Origin of the sequence: Helicobacter sp. NHP19-003, from assembly GCF_019703305.1 — a bacterium.
Lineage (GTDB): Bacteria > Campylobacterota > Campylobacteria > Campylobacterales > Helicobacteraceae > Helicobacter > Helicobacter gastrocanis.
In genome coordinates this window covers 1098285-1119066 of sequence record NZ_AP024814.1, presented here as the reverse complement: position 1 = coordinate 1119066, position 20782 = coordinate 1098285, and the positions used below count along the sequence as shown (strand labels likewise).

Sequence of the window (20782 nt, the reverse complement as noted above, 5' to 3'; positions counted from 1 at the left end):
TAAGGTGGATGATAGGTGCATCAACAACAGACCTAGTAGAGCCGAGTTGTAACCCCTTTGTTTTAGGGGTTAGTCCTTAGCGGTGGTGTGCCATTTTAGGACACAGTGCCCATGGTCAAACGCCAAGCATTTACACCATGCTCTAAAAACACTTTGAGGTCAAAGACACTTCCAGAACCGCAGTAAAAATGCCAATGTTTGGGACCTAATTCTCTAGTGAATCTGCGGTAAGTGCTGTAGTCCCGTTCGTATTGATTTAAGCGTTTTTGCTCCTCCTCCTCAAAGCCGTATTCTTTGGCTAAGTGGGCTTGAGTGGCGAGGTATTCCACAAGATCGGCAAGGCTTTGTAGTGCCGGTAAGACACCGCCATTTTAAGCCATTTAATATTTTGATCAAAGGCATTAAAGTAAGTTTGTATGATTTCTGGTTTGGATTTGCCCTCCATTAACGAGAGCATCAGCGGGTTAAAGTCCGGCGGTGTGGCGTGATCCCATACAAGTTGCCTAGCACAAAGCCCACTGCCTAATGCAATCCCTTTTTTATAGGCTTGGATAGATTTTTGCTCGTCTTGCTCGCTTTCATGCCCATCAAAATTTTTAATGTAGTCATAGAACCGCCCCAAATAAGAACACCCGACATGGCAATCAAGGTCTATCGCCTTTTGGAACGCTTCGATCGCCTTTTCTACCAAATTTTCATCTTGATAATCTTGCTCCTCTTTTTCTGCCAACCAAAGCCGATTGACAAAGGCTTATCCCATCTCAGCCCATGCTTCTGTGTCGCCTTGTTTGGCTTGGCGTTTTAATAATTCCACCACCTTTTTATAACACTCGTAAGATTTGGCTTTAGAGCCCTCCGCAGTTTCGCCAAAATTATTATATTGGCGGTATAGTTCGCCTAATTGGCGGTAAGCGCGCCCCTCCCCTAGCTCCCCTGCTTTTTCAAAAAGCTCTTGTGCTTTTTCTTGGCAATTTGTGAGCGTTTTGTCTTTAAAGACTTGGCAATGTTTGAAAATTGTTAAATAATCCTCGCTCTCTAGATCGTCTTTTAGGGGGTTTAAGGCATGAATGACCTCCTCCCCACTCAATGCCTCCCCACTCCCATACTCTGTAATTTGTGTGTCCCTATTTTCCATATACACCTTACCCAGCTCCACCATCGCTTGCACGGAGCCTAATTCTATGGCCTTTTGAAAACAACGCATGGCTGTGTTGTTATCCGGGTATAACACAATCCCCTCCACCGCCATTTTGCCTAGCTCTAGCCACGCGCTAGCACTACCGGTGTCTTTGGCTTGCATGTAATCTTTAAAGGCTTGCAAAGTGTTTGCGCCGTATTTCCATAGGGGCTTGACTTCAAGGGCTGTGGTGTTTGGGGAAGGACGCAACGCGTCCGCATTTGTGGCTTGTGTGGGGTTAGGGTTTTGGCTAGAGTTTGTGCCTTGCAATAAATCTGTGTGGCTTTCTTGCAAAGCGTTTAACAACACTTCTAAATCCTCTAAAGATTTAGCTAAGTTATTGGCTTGTTCTAAAGCTTGGGGGCTTGCTGTGGCAGAGTTGAGGGCATTTAACGCCGCGTTTGTTTTGACTTTGCATTTTTTAAATTGCGCTAAAGCGTTTTCTAACTCTGTGTCGTCCTCTGTGCTTTGGTGGTAGGCATTTTCTAAAGCTTTGCTGAAAGTGGAAAGTGTGGTTTGTCCTTTTGTTTGGAATGAAGGGGGATTGTAGCACACAATGTTTAATCATGATTGCCACCCCCAAAAATCTTTGTCAGCTCCTCTGCAAATCCTGCAATGGGTTTTAATTCCTTTAAAGATAGGGTGAGTTTGTAGTTGGCTTGATTGCCCGGGTTCATTGCCACCAATTTCTTTTCTTTACCATTGATGCGGATTGTGTCCTTGCGTTCTTTGTGCTTGTAGCTGTGGTCTTGCTTTTTGTCAATGATGTAGTAAAGCAAATCGTTGGCTGTGATGCCCAATAGGATAATGTAATCGTAATTGTATTTAGGGTTGATCCCATTAAATTGAAATGTGTCGTTTTTTAAACCTTTTCTAGCCGTTTTGATCTCTATCTTTTTGCCTTGTGAGAGCAAATCGTATTCATCGTGGATCACTTCTTTATTTGAATCTAAAGGCAAGCTAAAGGCTTTAAAAACTTCTTTCACAAACGCCTCCCCAATCTGCCCTATGGCGTTTGCTTCAAAAGCAAAAATCTTTTCAAACATGCCCGTTTGCTGTTTTTTCTTAATCTCTTCATATTTGCGCTCTATGAGTGTTGATAAAATCTCATGCATGGTCATTTTCACTAAACCCCCCATCTTTTAAAAGTTGGTAAATGTGCGATTTGCCAATGTGGCGGCAACCATTTGTGGCTAGAGAGCTGTATTGACACCAATTCGCGTTTAAAAAGAGTTTGTCTAACTTGTCTTTAGGGGCGTTTTCGTGATAAATAATGGCGATTCCGCTTTTGTAATTCACTTGCGCAAACTCAGGCACGACGGCGGTTTGTTTAAAAAAGGTGCTAGAGAGATAAAAATTGGCTTTTTTCTCAAAAATCCATGTCTTGCCGCATTCTCTATTCTTGGCTAAGGACACAGTGATGACTTTTAATAAATGGCTAAAGGGTTCGCCTTGCTTGTGGCGGTACCAATTAAACTCGCTGGTGGGGTTTTTGTGATTCTTGCTCCAAATTTGGAACACACAGCTGATGTCCTTTTCTTTGCCATTGGCTAGGTAAAAAGAGTTTTTAGGTAGGGGTTGCTCGTGCAATAAATGCAAATTTGGCACCCGATAGCGCACCGACCCCTTGCCTAGACTGGCAAAAAACATGGGCAAGATAAAGGCCACAAACTCCGCACTTTGAGCGTGCTTGATGAACTCCAAAGCCAAAACTCCCCGATGCCCAAAGGGCGGATTGCCGATCACAATTAGGGGCTTTTTTGGGAGCTCCCACTCTAAAAAGTTAGCTTGAATCACGCCCTCTTTAGTGGGGTTGATGTCGATCCCGATTTTAGTTTCGGGTAAGAGATCGTAAAAACACCCCTCCCCCACGCTGGGCTCTAGCCAAGTGTATTTGTCTAGGTTTTCGTATTGGGCGATAACCTCTTTAGTGGTGTTAAAAAGCTCTTTGGCGATGGCGGGTTTGGTGTAGTAAGCATCTAGGTGGTTTTTAGCATTTGCTTTCATCAGCCCGCCATTGACATATTTTAAAGACATAAACACCCCTGCAATGATAAAAATGCAGATTTTAGCTAAAGTTTTAAGGGTGGGGCTTAAGCCCCCTTTGCCTACACTTCAAAAAGCCGTTCAATGATGCGCTCGTAGGTGTACTCTTGGATGGTTTGATGCAACTCTTTTGCGGTGGCGTTGTAGTGGTCGGGGTCGCCTAGCAGTGTGTCTATTTTTTCTGCCATTTCTTGGGGGGTGCGCACGATCAATTGGGCACACAAGTCTCGCACATTGCCCACATCGGTGCAAAGGAAGGGCACGCCAAATTGCATGCTCTCTAAAATCACCATCGGGAAGCACTCTTCATGACTAGCGTGCAAAAATAGTGTGGCGTTTTTAAAGAGTTCTAACACGCCTCCCCTGTCCACTTGGCAGAGAAAATACACCTCTTTACTCCCGTGTGTGTGGTCTAGCTGGGCTTTGAGTTGCTTTAAATCGCTTAAGGTTGTCCCTTGCTCTAGTGCGCCGACAAAGACTAGGGGGATTTGTGTTTGGCTTAAATAGTAGCCTTGAAGCACAAAGTCCTGTCCCTTTTCTTTGTAGTAGTTAGAAACATTGAGTAAGTAGGGGGAGTTTAAAAGACTAGCGGTTGTGGATTGTGGATTGTGGATTGTGGATTGTGGATTGTGGATTGTGGATTGTGGATTGTGGATTGTGGATTTTAGCGCGGCTTCAAGGGTTTTGGGCGGGCAAATGTCCTTTTCAAACACCCCATTGGGCAACATCTTGACGCACTTGCAATAGGGTTTGAGGTAGTCGTGGGCGTGGCTACGCTTGTGCAAGAAAAACACACAATCGTAGTCTTTGAGGGTTGCCTTCAGCTTGCTTCTTAGCCACGGGACATACGAACCCATTTTATAACGCTCGGGGCTGTAGCATAAACGCTTGATCCAATCTTTGAGGGCAAATTTAAGCGATTTGGGGGTGCCGTGCATGAGAGCCCACTCGCCATGCAATCTTAAAACTTTCCTCTTGGCTTGGAGGGTGGGGAGCAAGTCAAGGACATAATCGCTTGTCCATGTCAAAATCGCTGAGGTGATGGACAAATCGCACGCAAAGTTTTTCACAAAGTCTTGGTAAGCTTGCACTTCCCCTTGCCACATTTGGCAATGCGGGTTGCCCGGGTAAATCGCAAACTCGAGGACAAATAAATTCGGGGCAATTTCTATCGCCATGCGTTCTAAAGAACCGCTTTTGACTTTATGCGTCTTCCCGCTTCTGTTTAGGGGCTTGTTGGCGTAAGTGTTGCTGGTGATGCAATAGACTTTGTGCCCCGCTTTGGCTAAAGCGTAAGTGAGCCCGTAATCGGCACTAGCCAGCCCCGTTTGCAAGGGGTAGTATTGCTCTGTGGCGTAAAGAATCAAAATGTTTTGCCTTTATGGTGGTTTAAGGTTGCCATTATAAAGAAAAATGGAACAAAAATACACGGGGATTTTTCTTTGGATATGCCTTAAGGTTTAGGGTTTGTGGTGTATAATGGGGGCTAGAATCCTTAAATTTGGGAGGATGGCATGCCCATTGATTTAGCCGAAGTTACGGGGCAAAAGGCGGCGATGGAGAAAAAAAAGCACGAACCTAAAATCGCTAATGGTTTAGACAAAGATGCGTTCATGAAGCTTTTCTTAGAGCAACTTAAAAACCAAGACCCGACCGCCCCGATGGAAACGGATAAGATCATCAGCCAAACCGCCCAACTCTCGCAAGTGGAAATGCAAGAGGAGAACAAAAAGGCGATGAAGGAGGTCGCTGATGCCATGCAATCCACAAGGGACACCAACAAATCCTTAAAAGACTTTCAAGGCAAGCTGAAAGAAACCTTAGACCACTTGGATCAGGGCGTGGATAACACGCTCAAGAGCAATTTAGCGATGACGCAGGCGAGCGGTTTAAACAGCGTGTCTATGATCGGCAAAATCGCTGAAACCGATGTCAAGGGAATCAATGTTACTAAGGGCAAGGTGGAGTTTTCGCTCTACTTTGACGAGCCCATTAAAAACAGCGAGGGCAACACAGGGGTGCAAATCTTTGACAAGGACAAACAATTGGTCCGCACCCTTTCGCTCAAAAGCAAGGAAGGAGAGGGGGGGTATGTGCGCTTTGAGTGGGACGGCTTGAATGATCAGGGCAAGCCCGTGGCCCCGGGCACTTATGAGGTCTTTGCCGAGTACAATTTAGACCCCAAGAGCAACAAATATTTACACACCCGTATCGGGCGGGGTGAAGTGCAAAGCGTGGTGTTTGAAAAGGGTAAGCCGATGTTGCGCATGGGTGAAATGATCTTGCCGATGGATAGCGCACTAGAGTTTTACGATAGAAACACTACAAGACAAGAAAAAGAACAGCGAGAAAACGCCGTGCATTTTATCCCCCAAAATCCCCCCAAGCCCCAAGCCCCCGCACAAGTGGCTAAGCCCACGAATCCTAACAACACCCCTAGCCTAGCCAAAATCCCCACAGCCAGCCACGCCGGCACTGCCCAAGGCGTTAAGCCCACAAACCCAGCCCACGCCCAAAATGGCTTAAATGCCATGCCCCACAGCTCCCAAGCCCACAACCCTAGCCACAGCCCCCTAAGTCAGCCTAGCCACGCTAGTCTCGCCCACAACCCGCCAAGCCCAAGTTTAGCCCGCACCAACAATCCGCTAGAGCAAACTCCAAACCACGCCAGCGGATTAAACGCCACGCCCCACACAAATGCTTTTAACCCGCAAAGCCACACCAGCCCCACAGCCCGCGCTACACAAAACTCCCGCCCTATGCAGGACTTTAACCACACCAACACCGCCAGCACAGCCTCACACGCTACGCCAACCCCACATGCTAGCACAGCCCCTCACGCTAGCGTAGCACAGGTGCCACACCGCCCTAATCCCCTAGAGCAAGCCAGCACGCACACCAACCCCACTTCTAAGAGTTTTGCATGAACGACACCTTACTCAACGCCTATTCAGGCATCAAGACACACCAATTTGGCATAGACAGCTTGTCTAACAACATCGCCAACATCAACACGGTGGGCTACAGAGAGAACATCCCCGAATTTAAATCCCTTTTCTCCGCCCATTTAGACACTTTGGGGGGGACCAATGTTACGGCTGACGATCGCAACTTTGGGGTTACCAAGGGCAGCAACGCCCTTTCGGATAAAGATGGCGAGTATATGCCGAGTGATTCGGACTTTAACATGGCCTACCAGGGGAGCGGGTGGTTCATTGTGGGCCCAAACAAAAACGGGAGCATGGAGATCAACAAAGACGGCTACAAGCAGGCGCAGGAGAATTTTTTCACCCGGGATGGCAACTTCTTAAGGGATGCGGATGGCTACATCGTCAACACGCATGGCTACTATGTCTATGGCGTGGATTTGCATAAGATCAAAAATGGGGTGTTGGTGGCAGGCAACCCCGATGAAGAGGCCAAGATTTTAAAGAGCGGGAAGCTCAGCACCTTGTACTTGCCCCGAGATGTGCAATACCAGCCTGTGCTGACCACGAAAGTGGACATGAGCATCAATTTGAATGCCAAAAACCATGTCCGCCCCGCTGAAGAGTATTTTTTAGACAAAGATGGCGAGATCATCAATGAGCGGTTTTTAAACCAAGATGCCAATGCCCTAGCCAATGACGACAACGAGCCGCTGGACCTAGCCATGCACCGCAATTTAGAGATCATGATGGTGAAGGGCGACATGGCGCAGGATTTGACTTTTAAATACGGCACGGGCGGACCTGAGAAAAACGAGTTCCACACTTTGGGAGATTTAAAAAATCTCTTAAAAACCAAAGCCCATTTGGATTTAACGATCGCCAAGAGCAAGCCCGATCAACTCAAATCCCCCCTCATGTTGCAGATCAAAAACCCCACAGACCCAGAGGCTACGCTGTTTATCGGCGGGCCGATGGCAGAAAAGCTGGGTTGGACGGCAAGCGGGATGATTCTTAAAAAAGGTGAAACCCGCGACTCTGTGGGGATCAGAATCCCCTTTTACAGCACCACAGCCGAGATTTACGACAAGGGCGGGGATAAATACTTGCTCAAGAGCGACTTCTTCATGACCAACTCCAAAGACCCGATGGCAAACCCGCCCACGATAGAGAAATGGGATGTGGAGAGTTCGATTTTAGAAATGCGCTCAAAACTCCCCATCACCCCACAAGGCGTACGCCAAACGATCACCTTTGACAAAGACGGCAAAATGCAAGCCAAGCCGGTTACCCTAAATTTTAAGGGCACGCCTTTGACCTACAACCTCGCCAAGAGCGATGACTACCAGTCCAGCGATGTGCCTTACGAAGATTCTAAAATCTACCAAATCTCCCAAGACGGCAAGCCTAAGGGCATACTCCAAAACATGCGTATAGACGATGACGGGGTGATCCATTTAGCTTTTAGCAATGGGGCGATCGAAACGATGGGGCGGGTGGGCATCGCCGCCTTTACAAACGATCAGGGTTTGCGTAAAGTGGGGAGCAATTTATTTGACATCACAAACGCCACTAGGGATGGGCGTACCGCCCCTTTAAGCGGGAATCCCATTTTAGGTTGGGATCGCGATGATGGCAAGCTCAAATTTGGCAAGATCATGCACAAGTACCTAGAAACCAGCAATGTCAATGCGGGGCGGTCTTTAACGAATTTGATTTTAATGCAGAGGGGCTACTCCATGAACGCTAAGGCCTTCACCACAGGCGATGATTTAGTCAAAGAAGCGATTAATTTAAAGAAGTAGTGCATGCCGGGTTTTGAGGATTTTTATTGCACCTACAGCGAAAGAGACTGCCACGAGTTGATCCATTGCCTCATAGAAGGGGAATACCAAATCCCCCGTTTTCAACGGGATTTTGTGTGGAAAAAGGATCAGACCGCTAAATTCATCGATAGCCTTGTTAGGGGCTTTCCTACGGGAAGTTTTGTGGTGTGGAAAACACAGGAGCATTTACAGGCCAATCGCGAGATCGGGCAAGTTTTCTTAAAAGAGCCTAAAGCGGGGGAAATCCGTTATATCTTGGATGGCCAACAGCGCATCACCGCCCTTTTTGTCGTGTATCAGGGGCTAAAGGTGCAAAGGAGTGCTAGGGTTATTGACAATTACCAAGACATCATGTTAAGGCTTGAAGCCGATGAAGAACGGGATTTTTGCTTTGTGCGCGATCCCAAAAGCGTGGTTGGAGAGGTCGCTGTAAGTGTGTATGATCTCATCACCCAAAGCATTTTGGATATACAAGAGAAATACAATTTGAGTCTTGAAGCGGCTAGACGCTTCGATGTGTTTAAAAAAAGGATTGAAAAATACCGCTTGCCCATCATCGAGATCACCAACGCCCCACTAGAAAAGATCGTTGAAATCTTTGCGCGCATCAACACAGGCGGGACAAAGCTAACATCCTTTGAAGTGATGTGTGCTAAGTTTTATACCCCTGCCACAACCGATGTAAGCCAAACCATCATCACCAAATCCGGCTTTGATCTACAAACCCGTTTTGAAGACTTAAATGAAGAATTGGCGCGTTTGGATTACGCCTTTAACCACCCTATAGTGGTCTTGCAACTCATTTCCTATTTATTGCATGACAATGCGCCTAATTTAAAGGAAAGAATTTCAAACACCGCGATTTTAAAGCTAGAACCTAAAAAGGTACAAGAACAATGGGATTTTGTCGCCCCCTGCTTTACCCACGCTGCCCACTTGCTCAAGCATGATTTAAAAATCCCCTCTTTTGACTTTTTACCCTCCGCTGGCTCGTTTATGCTCATGGCCTATTTTTACGCCTTAAGCGGGCATAAAAGCCCCAACGCCAACCAAGTGATGCGCCTAAGGCAGCTTTTATTTAGAAGCATGTTTTTTGGTAATAACATAGGAGGAGACACTTTGTTAAAACAATTGGGCTTAGTCAGGCGCATTTATGAAGAAAAACCCATTGATTTTAAAAAAGAGCTCCCTTTTTACACCATCACTAAAAAGTTTTTGATAGAAGAGAAGATCAACATTAAAAGCGGGCTGCACCGGGGGGTTTTATGTGTTCTAGCCAGCTTAGAACCTTGCGATTTTGACAACAATAGCAAGGTGCTTTTGGATAACATTTTTTTAAGCGACACCACAAAGACCAAAAAGCGTAACCTACACCACTTTTTCCCCAAAAACCACTTAAAACACACCGCTCCCCATCTCAATGCTGATGTGATCGCCAACATCACCTTTTTGAGCGCAAAGCTCAATCAAGAGATCAAGGATAAATCCCCCGCCCTGTATGTCCCTGAGTTTCAAGCCAAAAACCTACACTTACAAGAAACTCTAAAAACCCATTTGATCGACACGAATAGCCCTGATGTGCTTGAAAACTTCCAAGTTTTTTTGGACATGCGTGCGGCAGCGATTTTGGACAAAATCAAAGAGCTGACATAAATGGGCTTAAACCCCGAACAGCTCCAAGCCACACAAGCCCCCCTAGGGGCGAATTTAGTCATCGCCTCGGCGGGCACGGGCAAGACTTCTACCATTGTGGGGCGGATTTTGCACCTGCTAGAAAGCGGCATTGACCCTAAGAAAATCTTACTGCTCACCTTCACTAACAAGGCCAGCCAAGAAATGAAAGCAAGACTCGCCCAGCACACCAGCAAGGCCGCTTTCATTGAAGCGGGGACATTCCATGCCATCGCCTACCGCCATTTAACAACCCTTGACCCCACTCTATGCCTCAAGCAACCTAGAGAGATGCAAACCCTGCTAAAGAGCGTTTTAGAGCAGGACCACAGCATCAAAGAAGATTGCGCCTATGGGGCGAGCCACTTATATGACCTTTACTCCTACTATCTCAACGCCCAGAGTCAGCAAAGTTTTGGGGATTGGCTTTTAGATCGCAATGCCAAACAAGCTGACTACATTGAGCGTTACGAATGCGCCCTAGAGCTTTTTAGCGAGCTTAAAAAAGAACAAAATTATGTGGATTACAACGATTTGTTGTTGCGCTACAAGGACACGATGGCAAACAAGCCCCCCGCCTTCATAGAGGTGCTGTGCGATGAATACCAAGACACCAACCCCCTGCAAGATGCGGTGCTAGACGCTTTACGCCCCCAAAGCTTATTTTGCGTGGGCGATTACGATCAAAGCATTTACGCCTTCAATGGGGCGGACATTTCTATCATCAGCAACTTCTCCACTAAGTACAAACAAGCCCAAGTCTTCACTTTGCAAAAAAACTACCGCTCCAGCCGCGCGATTTTAAACCTTGCGAATAAAGTGATTGCCCACAACCCGCGCATTTACCCCAAGCAATTAGAAGTGGTGAAAACCACCAACCCCTCCACCCCCACCCTCTTGCAATACAACGAGCTGTTTGGGCAATACAAGGGCATTGCGGCGCACATCGCCAGAGGGGGGGGGTTTGAAGAAGTGGCGATTTTGTTTAGAAACAACTCTAGTGCTGAGGGGTGCGAGGCGGCTTTAAGGGAGCTTGGCGTGCCCTCAAGGCGTAAGGGAGGGGTGGGGTTCTTTGACACTAAGGAAGTGAAGTTGCTCTTAGACATCTGCGCCTTTTTGAGCTACTCTAAGGACATGATGGCGACCATGCAGGTGCTTGGCTATGGCAGTGGGATCGGCAACGCTTTGGCCAAAGACCTTTATTTGGCCTTGCAGATTTTAGGCGATGGCAATAGTTTACAAGGACTCTTAAAGCCCAACAACAAAAACCCCTACCCACAGGTCAAACGCCCCCAAATGGGCTTGTTTGAATCCATTGTGCCCCTAGCCGCGCCCAACCACCAAGTGAGCGGTGCGTTTAAAAACCACCCCCTTTTAACCCACCCCAAGCTCACCCAAGCCGCCGCCTCGTTTTTAGATCAGCTTTACACCCTTTGCAAGACCCATACCCCCAAATTGCCCGCACAAAGCCTAGTCCACATTGCCCAGTCGGTGTGGTTTCAAGAGATCGCTACAAGCCTAGCCAAAGAGCGCGCAAAAACCAAGGATGGGCATATTGATAAGAACTTATACGAGAGTGCACAGGTTAAGATCAAGCAAAGGGTGGACTTGTCGGTACAGCTTGCCACAAGTTATAAAAACTTGCGCGACTTTTTACACGCGATGGTGCTCGGCTCTAAAGAGATGGCAAGCGGGAGCGGGGTGCAGCTCTTAAGCGTGCATGCAAGCAAGGGGCTGGAGTTTGGCACGGTGTATGTGATCGACTTAATGGAGGGGCGTTTTCCTAACACTAAATTGGCCAAACAGAGTGGCAGCCTGGAGGAAGAGCGGCGCTTGTTTTATGTCGCCGTAACACGGGCTAAAGATCACCTGTATTTGTCCTATGCCAAAGAGGATAAAATGAAAAAAGCCGCTTACCAACCTTCGCGGTTTTTAATGGAGGCAGGGTTGTTAACCTCTAAAAATTGTTAATTTGCTATAATCTCGTTATTGCCTCGATTTGTTTGCTGGAGAGTTGCATGGAGAAGTTTGTGGACCCGAATTGTTTTTTGGTTACTAAAACAAACACCAAAGGGGTGATCACCTATGCAAATAAATACTTTTGCAACATTGTCGCCTGCTCTGAAAAGGATGTCCTGCATAAACCTCACAATATTATCCGCCACCCTGACATGCCCCGCATTATATTCAAACTCTTGTGGGACACTATCCCCAAACAGCAAGAAATGCTTGCCTATGTCAAAAATAAAACCTTTGATGGGCATTTTTATTGGGTTTTTGCCACTGCCACTGCCTCCATTGATGAACAAGGCAACACCATCGGCTATTATTCTGTGCGGCGCGCCCCCAATAAAAAAGCCCTAGAGATCGTCATTCCGCTTTATACCCGTTTGCTTGAAACTGAGAAAAGAGGGGGAATGGATGCAAGTAGGCGGCTGCTAGAGGAAACATTGGCCACACAAAATTGCAGTTACGACCAGTGGGTCAACCAACTCCAACGCCTATAGGGATCAGCATGTTGAAATGGTTTGATACGCGCCCGGATACCTCTTTAGATCAGATCAAGGAATTTGCCGCTCAGATTAAAGATGGCTATTTAGAATGCCGCTTGATAGACATTGATGAGGCGAGCCCTTATAGCCAAGTCATGCACGATTTAAACGACTTCTTAGACCAAGTCGAGTCGGTGTTTAGAGAAATGGACGCATGCGTGCAGGCGGCTAAGGAGGGCAAGGATTATAGAAATGTCTTTGAAGAGGGCTATCGGGGGATTTTTAAGCAATATGCCGTCCATGCCAAGTCCCATGTAGATGGGATCATTGAGGCGAATAACAGAGAAATTGTGTTGCGTTTAGTCGAGATGGGCGGGGGGGCTAAGGGCATTTTAGAGGTGCTGGTGGAGCTTTCTAATCGGGTCAAGCAATGCGTGGAAAATAAAGAGCTTGCCCAAAACATTGAACAAAGCTCTTTAAAAAGCCAAAACGAAATGCAAAACATACACACCGACCTAGACAGTTTCAACGCCAATTGTGAACACACAAATGTGGCGATGGATGGGCTTAAAAGCAATATGGACTTCATCATGCAAGTGACAAATGTCATCAGCGAGATCGCCGAGCAAACGAATTTACTCTCACTCAATGCTGCCATTGAGGCGGCTAGAAGTGGAGAGCATGGACGGGGCTTTGCTGTGGTTGCCGATGAGATCCGCAAGTTAGCCGAAAGGGTGGCTAGAGAGGTCAGTAGCATCAAGAGCAGCTTTAGCAGGTTTCAAGATGAGATCAACAAGCTCTCCGCCGCCTTTGTGGAGGTTACCCGTTTAAGCACGGACATCAGCGCACATTTTGAGAAATTTTTAAAGGTGTTGGAAACATTTGTCAACAACAGCCACAAGAGCGTGGACAACAACCAAAAATTGGAAGTGGGTTTAAACCATGTGATGCGCTACATTGAGTGGATTGTGTTGAAAATGCATGTCTACCGTAGCGTTTTAACGAACAAGACGAGCAACATCGCCCTAGACAAAGTCCCCACTGAAAGTTTGCCCCTTGTTCAAGAGATCATTAAGCACATCAAAGATCATTACGACCTAGAAGAGGTGGAGCAAATCGCCGGGCAACTCAAAAAATTGGATGAGGTCAAAATCTCTCAAAAGTAAAGGAAAAAAGTGAGATACATCAAAGGCGCATTTATCGTTGTGGTGTTTTTAGGCGTGTTTATCGGTGGGCTTAGCTTTGAACGCTTTATTTTAGGCAAACACAGCAGGCAAAAAGAGAACAGCATCAGCATGCAAATCAAAAGTACGCAAGTTCTAACTCCCAAAGCCTACCGTGTGCATTTTATCTTTGGAGCAAGTCAAGAGCTTTTAAAGAGCCAAGCCTTAAGCTCCGAGCAAGACAAAGCGATCAAAGAGAGTTTTAAAGAGATCAACAATTTAGCCCAAAAGAGTCATTTGTGCCAACAAGCCACTTACAGCGTGCACCCCTATTACACTTTTGCGCCCAAGCAAGAGATCAGCGGCTACAGCCTACAGGGTGTGATGGATTGTAGAATCCCCGCAGATCAACTCAAAGGCTACAATGATTTAAAAGACAAAATCTCTCAAGTGGCTACACAAAGCGGGCTCATTTTACCAAGTACCCCCGCTCTTTATCCCCAAGTTGAAGAGATCGACTGGAGTGCTCTGCGCCAAGACCTGATCAAAAAAGCCCAAGAACAAGTTATATGGATGGGCAAGCAATTCAACAAACAATGCTACATACAACATTTAGACTTCTACCCAAACAACACCCCTACCCGTTTTAAAACGCAAAGTACACCCGCCAAAGAGGATTTTATTTTAACCGCTCGTTTGGCGATCGGGTGTTAGGCTTTACGGGCTAAAAAGGAAAAGAGCAAGTGTTGGATGAAAAGCCGACACTTCAACACATAATTGCAAGCCCGCATGAGATAAGAAAAAACCTTGAGTTTGCCCTTAAAATAATCTGTGCTGGCATGCGGGATTTGTGAAACGAGCTCGTCTACAAACAGGGCGGGGGTTTTAAAGGTTAAGCAAGAAACCCTATGCGTGTAGTAAGCATCGATGTAGGTGTCTACAGGCAAAATCCACTGCTTTGGGCAATGTGCTAGGAGTCTTTGCGCTCCACGAGGGCTTAGGATATAGCCCTGTGTTCCCATGCCCCCCACGGGGCTAAAAAGGCTGTCAAAGTGGTGCCCCATGGACTTTGTCAAGCGGTGGCGTTTGAAGTAAAGGGCAAAAAGCCGCACCATTTGGGCTTTGTTGCTATAAAGGCTCTCCAAACCCAATGCACATTTTTCAAAGAAGTCAAAGGTGGGGAGCACATCGTCTTCTAAGATGACGATGGGTTTTTGCAGTTTCACACACTCTTGCCATAATAAATAATGGCTGGCAAAGCACCCCAGCTGCCCAAAACTTTGGAAATTCACCCGGCTTTTTAAAGCAAGGCGCATTAAACCCATGCCCTCTTTAAAGTTTGGCAAGTGGGGGCTAAAGTCGTTAAACACGGGGTGGGTGTGGGTGTAAGTGATGCCCTTGTTTTGGTAGTCTGTGTGCCCGTGGACGGCGTTAAACACCTCAATATCAAAGCCCTTGTGGGGGGTCTTCTCTAAGAGATAATTTAAATGCCACAACAGGGGGGCAGTGTCCCTAGCGGAGTTTTCTAAATGGATGATGTAAATGGGGATGTTTTCACTCAACGGTCACACTTTTAGCGAGATTACGGGGTTTGTCCACATCCAACCCCTTGAGTTGCGCCATTTCTAGGGCAAAAAGCTGTAAGAGCACAAGCATATAAAAAAACTCGTTCATGTAGTGTGGGTAGGGGGGGGTTCTTAAATAAAAGGTCGCCGGGGCGACTTCTAAGGGGCTTAGGGCAAAGATTAAGGAGTCTCTGGCACACAATTCCTCCACATTGCTTAAATTCTTGGCAAAGAGTAAATTTTGTGGGAGTAAGGTTGTGCTAAGGAGGGTGCTATCAGCCAGCGCAATGGGGCCGTGTTTCATTTCTGCGCTCGCATAGCCTTGCGCATGCACATAGGCGATCTCTTTGAGCTTGAGCGCGCCCTCCAGCACAAGCGGGTAAAACACCCCCCGCCCCATGAAAAAATACCCCTTTAAATCCCTTTGTGTGATTTGTGTGCTTAAATCCTTGATTTGGGCGTGTGCCTTTAGGGCCTCTTGCATGGTTTCTAGGCTGGTGCTTAGGGCTTGTAAGTGGGCTTGTTCTTCTTTAGGCTCTAAAGTTCCCCTCAAATGGGCTAACTCTAAGGCTAAAAGCCACAGCACTAAAACTTGGCTGGCAAAGGCTTTGGTTGAAGCGACCGATCGCTCTAAGCCCGCATGGGTTAAGAGCATGGCATCGGTCAGCGCGCCCAAACTAGAGCTTTGGGTGTTGCAAATGCCTAAAGTCTTTAAGCCTAAAGCTTTGGCAAGTTTTAGGGCCTCCAAAGTGTCCGCACTCTCACCGCTTTGCGAGATGGCGATGAAGAGCTCGCCCTTTTGGGTGGCGGGGTTGGCGTAGCGGTATTCGCTAGCCAGCTCCACTTGCACTTTTAAGCCCGCTAAACTTTCAATCAAGTATTTACCCACAAGCCCAGCGTGGTAACTCGTCCCACACGCGCTAATGCTAAGGCAACGCACGCCCTCTAAAAACCCCTCGGGCAATTCTAAAGCCACGCCCTTAGGGCTTAAACGCCCTAGCAAGGTTAAAACTTTGCCCTGCTCGTAAATTTCTTTTTCCATGAAGGTTTTAAAGCCCTCTTTGTCGCCCTGCTGGCTGTCGGTGGGGACTTCGTCTAATTTGCCTAAACTCTCTAGTTTTAGGGGTTTGTTCGCCTCTAAAACGCCCATCGCCCCGTCAGCTAAACGCACCATGTGGCTAGCCTTGCCCACTAAAACACTGGGCGCGCTGGCTAAATAAACCCCCCCCTCGCCCTGAGCGATGAGTAAGGGCGCGCCTTGTTTGGCATAAAAAATACAAGTGGGGAGTTTCTCACAAATGAGTAAAATCGCATACGCCCCCTCTAATTTGGCAATGGTGTTTTTAAAGGCATTGAGCGCAGTTGCCACGCTGATATTGGGCTCTTGACTGAGTGCATCCTCAAACAAATGGGCGATGACTTCACTGTCTGTTTGGCTAGAGAACACATGTCCCTTTTCTTGTAATTGGGCTTTTAGGGGGGCGAAGTTTTCAATGATGCCATTATGTACGATGGCGCACGAGTGGTAGGCGTGCGGGTGGGCGTTGGCCTCTGTGGGCTTGCCATGGGTTGCCCAACGGGTGTGGGCAATGCCTACGCCTAGCCCTGTGGATTTAAAATTACGGGTACGCTCTTGCAAGGCTTGCACCTTGCCGCTCACCTTAAACAAGTGCAAATGGGGTTGCAAATGCGTTGTATTTGCTTCCAACACGGCGAGCCCTGCACTGTCATAGCCCCGATACTCCAATTCCTCCAAGCCGTGTAACAACAGTTCTTTTTTCTCATCAAGCCCCAAATAGCCCACAATTCCGCACATAAAATTCCTTTAAAAAACTAACATTTCTTTTTTGTATTTGTTTAGGGCGTTGATGGCTTCCTTCAATTCTTCCACCCTTTCGCTAATCTGCGTATAAAACGCCATGTCTAAAGTGGGGGGGATGTCCAAACTCCCCCGCTTCATTAAAATAAAATCGCTCAAACTCAAATGGGCGATTCTTAAAAGCAACTCCACTTCTTCTTTGGCGTTCTCAATATCCTTAATGATGATCTCTAATTTTTCAAACACTTTAACCCCCTAAGCCTAAACTTAACAAGGTGTGTAGGTGCAAGACTCCCAAAACTTTATTTTCTGTGCCGCACACCACCAACAGCGAGATTTGGGTTTGCTCAATGAGTTCTAACGCCTCCACCACAAGCATGTCTAAGTCGGTCGTGGTTTTGGGCCGCAAGGTGGCGTAATTTTTGGCTGGGGCGTTTAAATCAAAGTTTTCAGGCTGTAAAAGCGCACGCCGAATGTCCCCATCGCTCAAAACCCCCACCAAATGCCCCCCACTGTCTACTAAAAGCGCATTGCCTAGCCCCTTTGCGGTCGCTTCTAACAACGCCTCGTGCAAACAACAATCCGCGCTCACTAGGGGTAGGTTGGTGGTGCGGTAAATGTCTTTCACCCTTAGGTGCATTTTTTTACCCAAAAGTCCGCCCGGGTGGCTCTTAGCAAAGTCCTCTTTGCTAAAATTTTTATACACCATCAAACACACCGCTAAAATGTCGCCTAGAGCTAGGCTTAAAGTGGTGGAAGTTGTGGGGACTAAATTAAAGCCGCAGGCTTCCTTGCTGATTTTGAGTTCTAGGTGGTGGGTTGCCCTCTTGGCTAGCGAGCTGTTTTTGTGCTTACTCATCGCCACCACCCCGGCGCATTTGATGTAGCGCAGGGCTTCTAAGAGTTCCACACTCTCGCCCCCATAACTGATCGCCAAAACCACATCTTTTTCGCCGACAATCCCCATATCCCCATGCACCGCCTCTGTGGGGTGTAAAAACACCGCCTTTGTGCCGGTGCTGGTGAGTGTGGCGGCGATTTTGCGCCCGATGTGTGCGCTCTTGCCCACGCCCATCACCACCACAAGCGGAGCGTTTGCCAAAAGCTCTACAATGGGTTTTAGAGTTTCGTGGCTTAGGGTGGTTTTGGCATTTTCTAGGGCCTCAATGGCCAAATCTAGGCTTTGTGTGGCTAGACGGGCGTAGTCCATCATTTATGCACCTCTTTTTTAAGCAAGGCTTTTTGCAACATGGGGATCAACGCCCCATAGCCCTCTTTTTCCATGTCCTCTAGGGGGACGAACTTTAAGGCTGCGCTGTTGATGCAATAGCGTAAACCCCCTAGTTCAGTAGGTCCGTCCTCAAAGACATGCCCTAAGTGGGCGCGCCCCACACGGCTTTTCACCTCAGTGCGCAGCATATTATGGCTGGTGTCCTTAACATAGCTCACGACATCTTTATTGATGGGCTTAGAAAAGGCGGGCCAGCCACAACCGCTGTCAAATTTATCGGTGGAGAGAAACAAGGGCTCGCCGGTGGTGATGTCTACATAAATGCCCGGCTCATCTAGCTTGTCGTACGCGTTGTTAAAGGGGTGCTCGGTGTAGCTCTCTTGAGTAACCTTGTATTGTAGGTCAGTGAGTTTCTTTTTAAGTTGCTCTTGGCTTGGCTTGTGGTAGTCGTTGGGGTCGATGATGACCTCATCGGCTTTTTTAAGGTCAATGTGGCAATAACCCCCGGGGTTTTTCTTTAAATAGTCTTGGTGGTAGTCCTCTGCCACCACGAAGTTTTTTAAAGGTTCTAGCTCAATCCTCACCTTTTCTTTGTAGTGGCTTTGTAAATGCGCTAGAGCTTTGGCGATGATGGGTTCATCAGCTTTGTCGGTGTAGAAAATGCCCGTGCGGTATTGCCGTCCTCTGTCGTTGCCCTGTTGGTTTAAACTCGTGGGGTCGATCACTTTAAAGTAGTAGAGCAAGAGTTTATCTAGGCTGATTTTAGACGGGTCGAACTCCACCTTCACCGTTTCGGCGTGGTCGGTGTTGTGGAGCTCGTGGTAGTTTGTTTGATCGCTCTTGCCATTGGCATAGCCCACAAGGGCGTTTTTCACCCCATAAATGCGCTTGATATACGCCTCCAAACCCCAAAAGCACCCCCCCGCTAAGTAAATCGTATGCATCTTAACCTCCACTGCACCCAAAACCCCCGCCAACATGAAGCCTAAAACCCACGCTCTCATCAGCTCACAAAGACATGGCTGACGATCGCCGGGTATTTCTTGGTGTGTTTGAAGAGAGCTTTTCTTAAGAAGTTACGGACATTCTCATCTAAGTATTTGTGGTTGCCTAAAATGTCTTGACGCAAGGCTTTAATGTGAAGGCTGAGCGACCCGTGCAACTCTGTTAAAAATGCCCTTTCCTCTTGCATGTTCACAATCCCAAGGCTTGTGAGCTTGGAAGCGGGCATTAAATCCTGCCCCTCTTTGGAGATAAACAACACCGCGCTTAAAAGTCCTGCATTGGCGATTTCTTGGCGTTCTTGCACGATTTTTTCGGCAATGCTGGTGTTGTTCGTGTTGTCCACATAGCTTTTTCCGCTCTTGATGCTCTTGGTCTTGCGCATGAAGTTTGGGTTCACCTCCACTTGGTCGCCATCCTCCATTAAGTAAATGTTCTTTTCAGGGATTCCACAAGACATGGCGGTTTCCTTGTGGCGGGCAACATGGTTGTACTCGCCATGCACGGGTAAAAAGAATTTGGGCTTGATGAGGCGCAACATGAGCTTTTGTTCCTCTTGGGCAGCGTGTCCGCTCACATGCACATCAAAGGCGTGGTGTACGACTTGTGCGTCCTTTTTCATGAGTAAATTTAAAATGCTCGACACGCTCGCCTCATTGCCCGGGATCGCCTTAGCCGAGATGATGATGAGGTCGCTAGGCTTGATGCTGATGTGGCGGTGCTCGTCAGTTGCCATGCGATAAAGCGCGCTCATGGTTTCGCCCTGGGAGCCTGTGGTTACAATAAACACCTCGTGGTCGGGGTGCTTTTCCACTTCGTGCGCTTCAATGAAGGTTTTTGAAGGCAGGTGGATGTAGCCCAGCTCTCTGGCGATGTCTAGGTTTTTCTCCATAGAACGGCCGATCACAGCGACTTTGCGGTTGTGATTCAAGGCATGTTGGATCGCTTGATACACACGGTGTATGTTTGAGGAGAAGGTGCTCATGATCACCCGCCCCTTAGCGTTTTTAAAAAGATTTTCAAACACGGGCCCCACACTGCTCTCGCTGGGCGTGATCCCGGTTTTGTAAGAGTTGGTGCTGTCGCTAAGTAACAACATCACCCCCTGCTCGCCATAGTGGGCTAGGCGGTAAAGGTCTGTGGGGATATTATCCACGGGGGTGTGGTCGATCTTAAAATCTCCCGTGTGGATGATCGTGCCGACCTTGGTTTGGATCGCCAATGCGCTCGCGTCTATGATGGAGTGCGTGATGTGTATCCACTCCACGATAAATTCTCCAATTTGGATCGGCTGGCGTTTCTGCACGATTTTAAAAAAGCTTTTAAATTTTTTCAAGCCATGTTCGTCAAACTTGTTGCCAATCATGCCCAAACTTAAAGGCGTACCATAAAGGGGGAATTGCAATTCTTTAAAGAGATAGGGCACTGCCCCGATGTGGTCCTCGTGGGCGTGGGTGATCAAAACGCCCACGATTTTGTCCTTAATGCTGTGTAGGTAGCTAAAATCAGGGATCAAAATATCCACGCCATACATGTCCTCGCTGGGAAAGCTCATCCCGACATCAATGATGATGGCTTGGTTCAAGGTTTCAATCACCATCATATTCCCCCCGATCTCGCCTAAACCGCCCAAAGGCGTGATTTTCACCCGCGCCTTGACATTTAAATCTAATTTGTAGTGGGGGTTTAGGTGATTGATGTGGATTTTATGGTTGGCCTCCACACCCTGTTTGAGTTCTTTATGGAAGCCCAAATTCCCTCTTTCGTTCGCCTTTGTGATGTTTTTCACCCCACTTTGTTCTTGCATGTGTGGGCTATTGTTGTTGTTGTTGAACGCCCCCGCCCTTGCTTGATTCGATTATT

General features: G+C 47.4%; 18 protein-coding genes and 1 pseudogene. 7 read left to right on the top strand and 12 right to left on the bottom strand.

All coding sequences use genetic code 11. The annotated features are described in order from the left end of the window. Positions 1 to 95 precede the first annotated feature (95 nt). The 6 genes from K6J72_RS05795 to K6J72_RS08440 all read right to left on the bottom strand — a co-directional run bounded on the left by K6J72_RS05795 (position 96) and on the right by K6J72_RS08440 (position 4590). Complete coding sequence (locus K6J72_RS05795) at positions 96 to 329, bottom strand: hypothetical protein (protein ID WP_221279170.1); 234 nt, start codon at positions 327 to 329, stop codon at positions 96 to 98. Next, the gene (locus tag K6J72_RS05790; protein WP_221279169.1) at positions 299 to 730 is read right to left on the bottom strand and encodes an SEL1-like repeat protein; all 432 of its coding nucleotides are present in this window, start codon (positions 728 to 730) and stop codon (positions 299 to 301) included. Before K6J72_RS05790 ends, K6J72_RS05795 begins: the two co-directional genes overlap by 31 nt. A gap of 21 nt (positions 731 to 751) precedes the next feature. Next, positions 752 to 1732 carry a tetratricopeptide repeat protein gene (locus K6J72_RS05785; protein ID WP_221279168.1) on the bottom strand — a complete coding sequence of 327 codons (981 nt, stop codon included), beginning with the start codon at positions 1730 to 1732 and terminating at the stop codon, positions 752 to 754. A 5-nt stretch (positions 1733 to 1737) separates the two neighbouring features. Next, on the bottom strand, positions 1738 to 2298 hold the full coding sequence (locus tag K6J72_RS05780) for a restriction endonuclease (RefSeq protein WP_221281159.1): 561 nt from the start codon (positions 2296 to 2298) through the stop codon (positions 1738 to 1740). Next, positions 2285 to 3214 (bottom strand): SAM-dependent methyltransferase, encoded by a 930-nt coding sequence (locus K6J72_RS05775; protein ID WP_221279167.1) that lies wholly within the window; start codon positions 3212 to 3214, stop codon positions 2285 to 2287. The genes K6J72_RS05780 and K6J72_RS05775 overlap by 14 nt, the downstream gene beginning before the upstream one ends. Before the next feature lie 71 nt (positions 3215 to 3285). Continuing rightward, on the bottom strand, positions 3286 to 4590 hold the full coding sequence (locus K6J72_RS08440) for a glycosyltransferase family 4 protein (RefSeq protein WP_260320539.1): 1305 nt from the start codon (positions 4588 to 4590) through the stop codon (positions 3286 to 3288). Between the two features lie 147 nt (positions 4591 to 4737). On the opposite strand from K6J72_RS08440, the gene flgD reads away from it, so the two are divergent. Genes flgD through K6J72_RS05735 form a run of 7 tightly spaced genes read left to right on the top strand, consistent with a single transcriptional unit; the run spans position 4738 to position 14016 of the window. Then, on the top strand, positions 4738 to 6150 hold the full coding sequence (flgD, locus tag K6J72_RS08650; RefSeq protein WP_221279166.1) for a flagellar hook assembly protein FlgD: 1413 nt from the start codon (positions 4738 to 4740) through the stop codon (positions 6148 to 6150). Continuing rightward, a complete protein-coding gene (locus K6J72_RS05760) occupies positions 6147 to 7955 on the top strand; it encodes a flagellar hook-basal body complex protein (protein WP_221279165.1) in 1809 nt (602 codons plus the stop codon). The genes flgD and K6J72_RS05760 overlap by 4 nt, the downstream gene beginning before the upstream one ends. A gap of 3 nt (positions 7956 to 7958) precedes the next feature. Further along, entirely contained in the window at positions 7959 to 9629 is a 1671-nt protein-coding gene (locus tag K6J72_RS05755) for a DUF262 domain-containing protein (protein ID WP_221279164.1), read from the top strand. Next, positions 9630 to 11618 (top strand): ATP-dependent helicase, encoded by a 1989-nt coding sequence (locus K6J72_RS05750; protein ID WP_221279163.1) that lies wholly within the window; start codon positions 9630 to 9632, stop codon positions 11616 to 11618. A 47-nt stretch (positions 11619 to 11665) separates the two neighbouring features. Next, complete coding sequence (locus K6J72_RS05745; RefSeq protein WP_221279162.1) at positions 11666 to 12154, top strand: PAS domain-containing protein; 489 nt, start codon at positions 11666 to 11668, stop codon at positions 12152 to 12154. An 8-nt stretch (positions 12155 to 12162) separates the two neighbouring features. Then, positions 12163 to 13305, top strand: a complete 1143-nt coding sequence (locus K6J72_RS05740; RefSeq protein WP_221279161.1) for a methyl-accepting chemotaxis protein — start codon at positions 12163 to 12165, stop codon at positions 13303 to 13305. A gap of 9 nt (positions 13306 to 13314) precedes the next feature. Beyond that, positions 13315 to 14016 (top strand): hypothetical protein, encoded by a 702-nt coding sequence (locus K6J72_RS05735; protein WP_221279160.1) that lies wholly within the window; start codon positions 13315 to 13317, stop codon positions 14014 to 14016. Here K6J72_RS05735 and K6J72_RS05730 read toward each other — a convergent pair. From K6J72_RS05730 to K6J72_RS05705, 6 genes and pseudogenes are all read right to left on the bottom strand, one after another. Then, on the bottom strand, positions 14013 to 14864 hold the full coding sequence (locus K6J72_RS05730; protein WP_221279159.1) for a glycosyltransferase family 25 protein: 852 nt from the start codon (positions 14862 to 14864) through the stop codon (positions 14013 to 14015). The two genes, K6J72_RS05735 and K6J72_RS05730, sit on opposite strands and share 4 nt — an antisense overlap. Continuing rightward, a complete protein-coding gene (gene glmS, locus K6J72_RS05725; RefSeq protein ID WP_221279158.1) occupies positions 14857 to 16683 on the bottom strand; it encodes a glutamine--fructose-6-phosphate transaminase (isomerizing) in 1827 nt (608 codons plus the stop codon). The genes K6J72_RS05730 and glmS overlap by 8 nt, the downstream gene beginning before the upstream one ends. A gap of 9 nt (positions 16684 to 16692) precedes the next feature. Next, complete coding sequence (locus tag K6J72_RS05720) at positions 16693 to 16932, bottom strand: DUF2443 family protein (RefSeq protein ID WP_221279157.1); 240 nt, start codon at positions 16930 to 16932, stop codon at positions 16693 to 16695. 1 nt (position 16933) lies between these two features. Next, complete coding sequence (locus tag K6J72_RS05715; RefSeq protein WP_221279156.1) at positions 16934 to 17899, bottom strand: KpsF/GutQ family sugar-phosphate isomerase; 966 nt, start codon at positions 17897 to 17899, stop codon at positions 16934 to 16936. Continuing rightward, on the bottom strand, positions 17896 to 18897 hold the full coding sequence (msrB, locus tag K6J72_RS05710; protein ID WP_260320703.1) for a peptide-methionine (R)-S-oxide reductase MsrB: 1002 nt from the start codon (positions 18895 to 18897) through the stop codon (positions 17896 to 17898). Before msrB ends, K6J72_RS05715 begins: the two co-directional genes overlap by 4 nt. A gap of 23 nt (positions 18898 to 18920) precedes the next feature. Further along, positions 18921 to 20711, bottom strand: a pseudogene (locus K6J72_RS05705) (ribonuclease J); the annotation flags it as partial. Between the last annotated feature and the right edge of the window lie 71 nt (positions 20712 to 20782).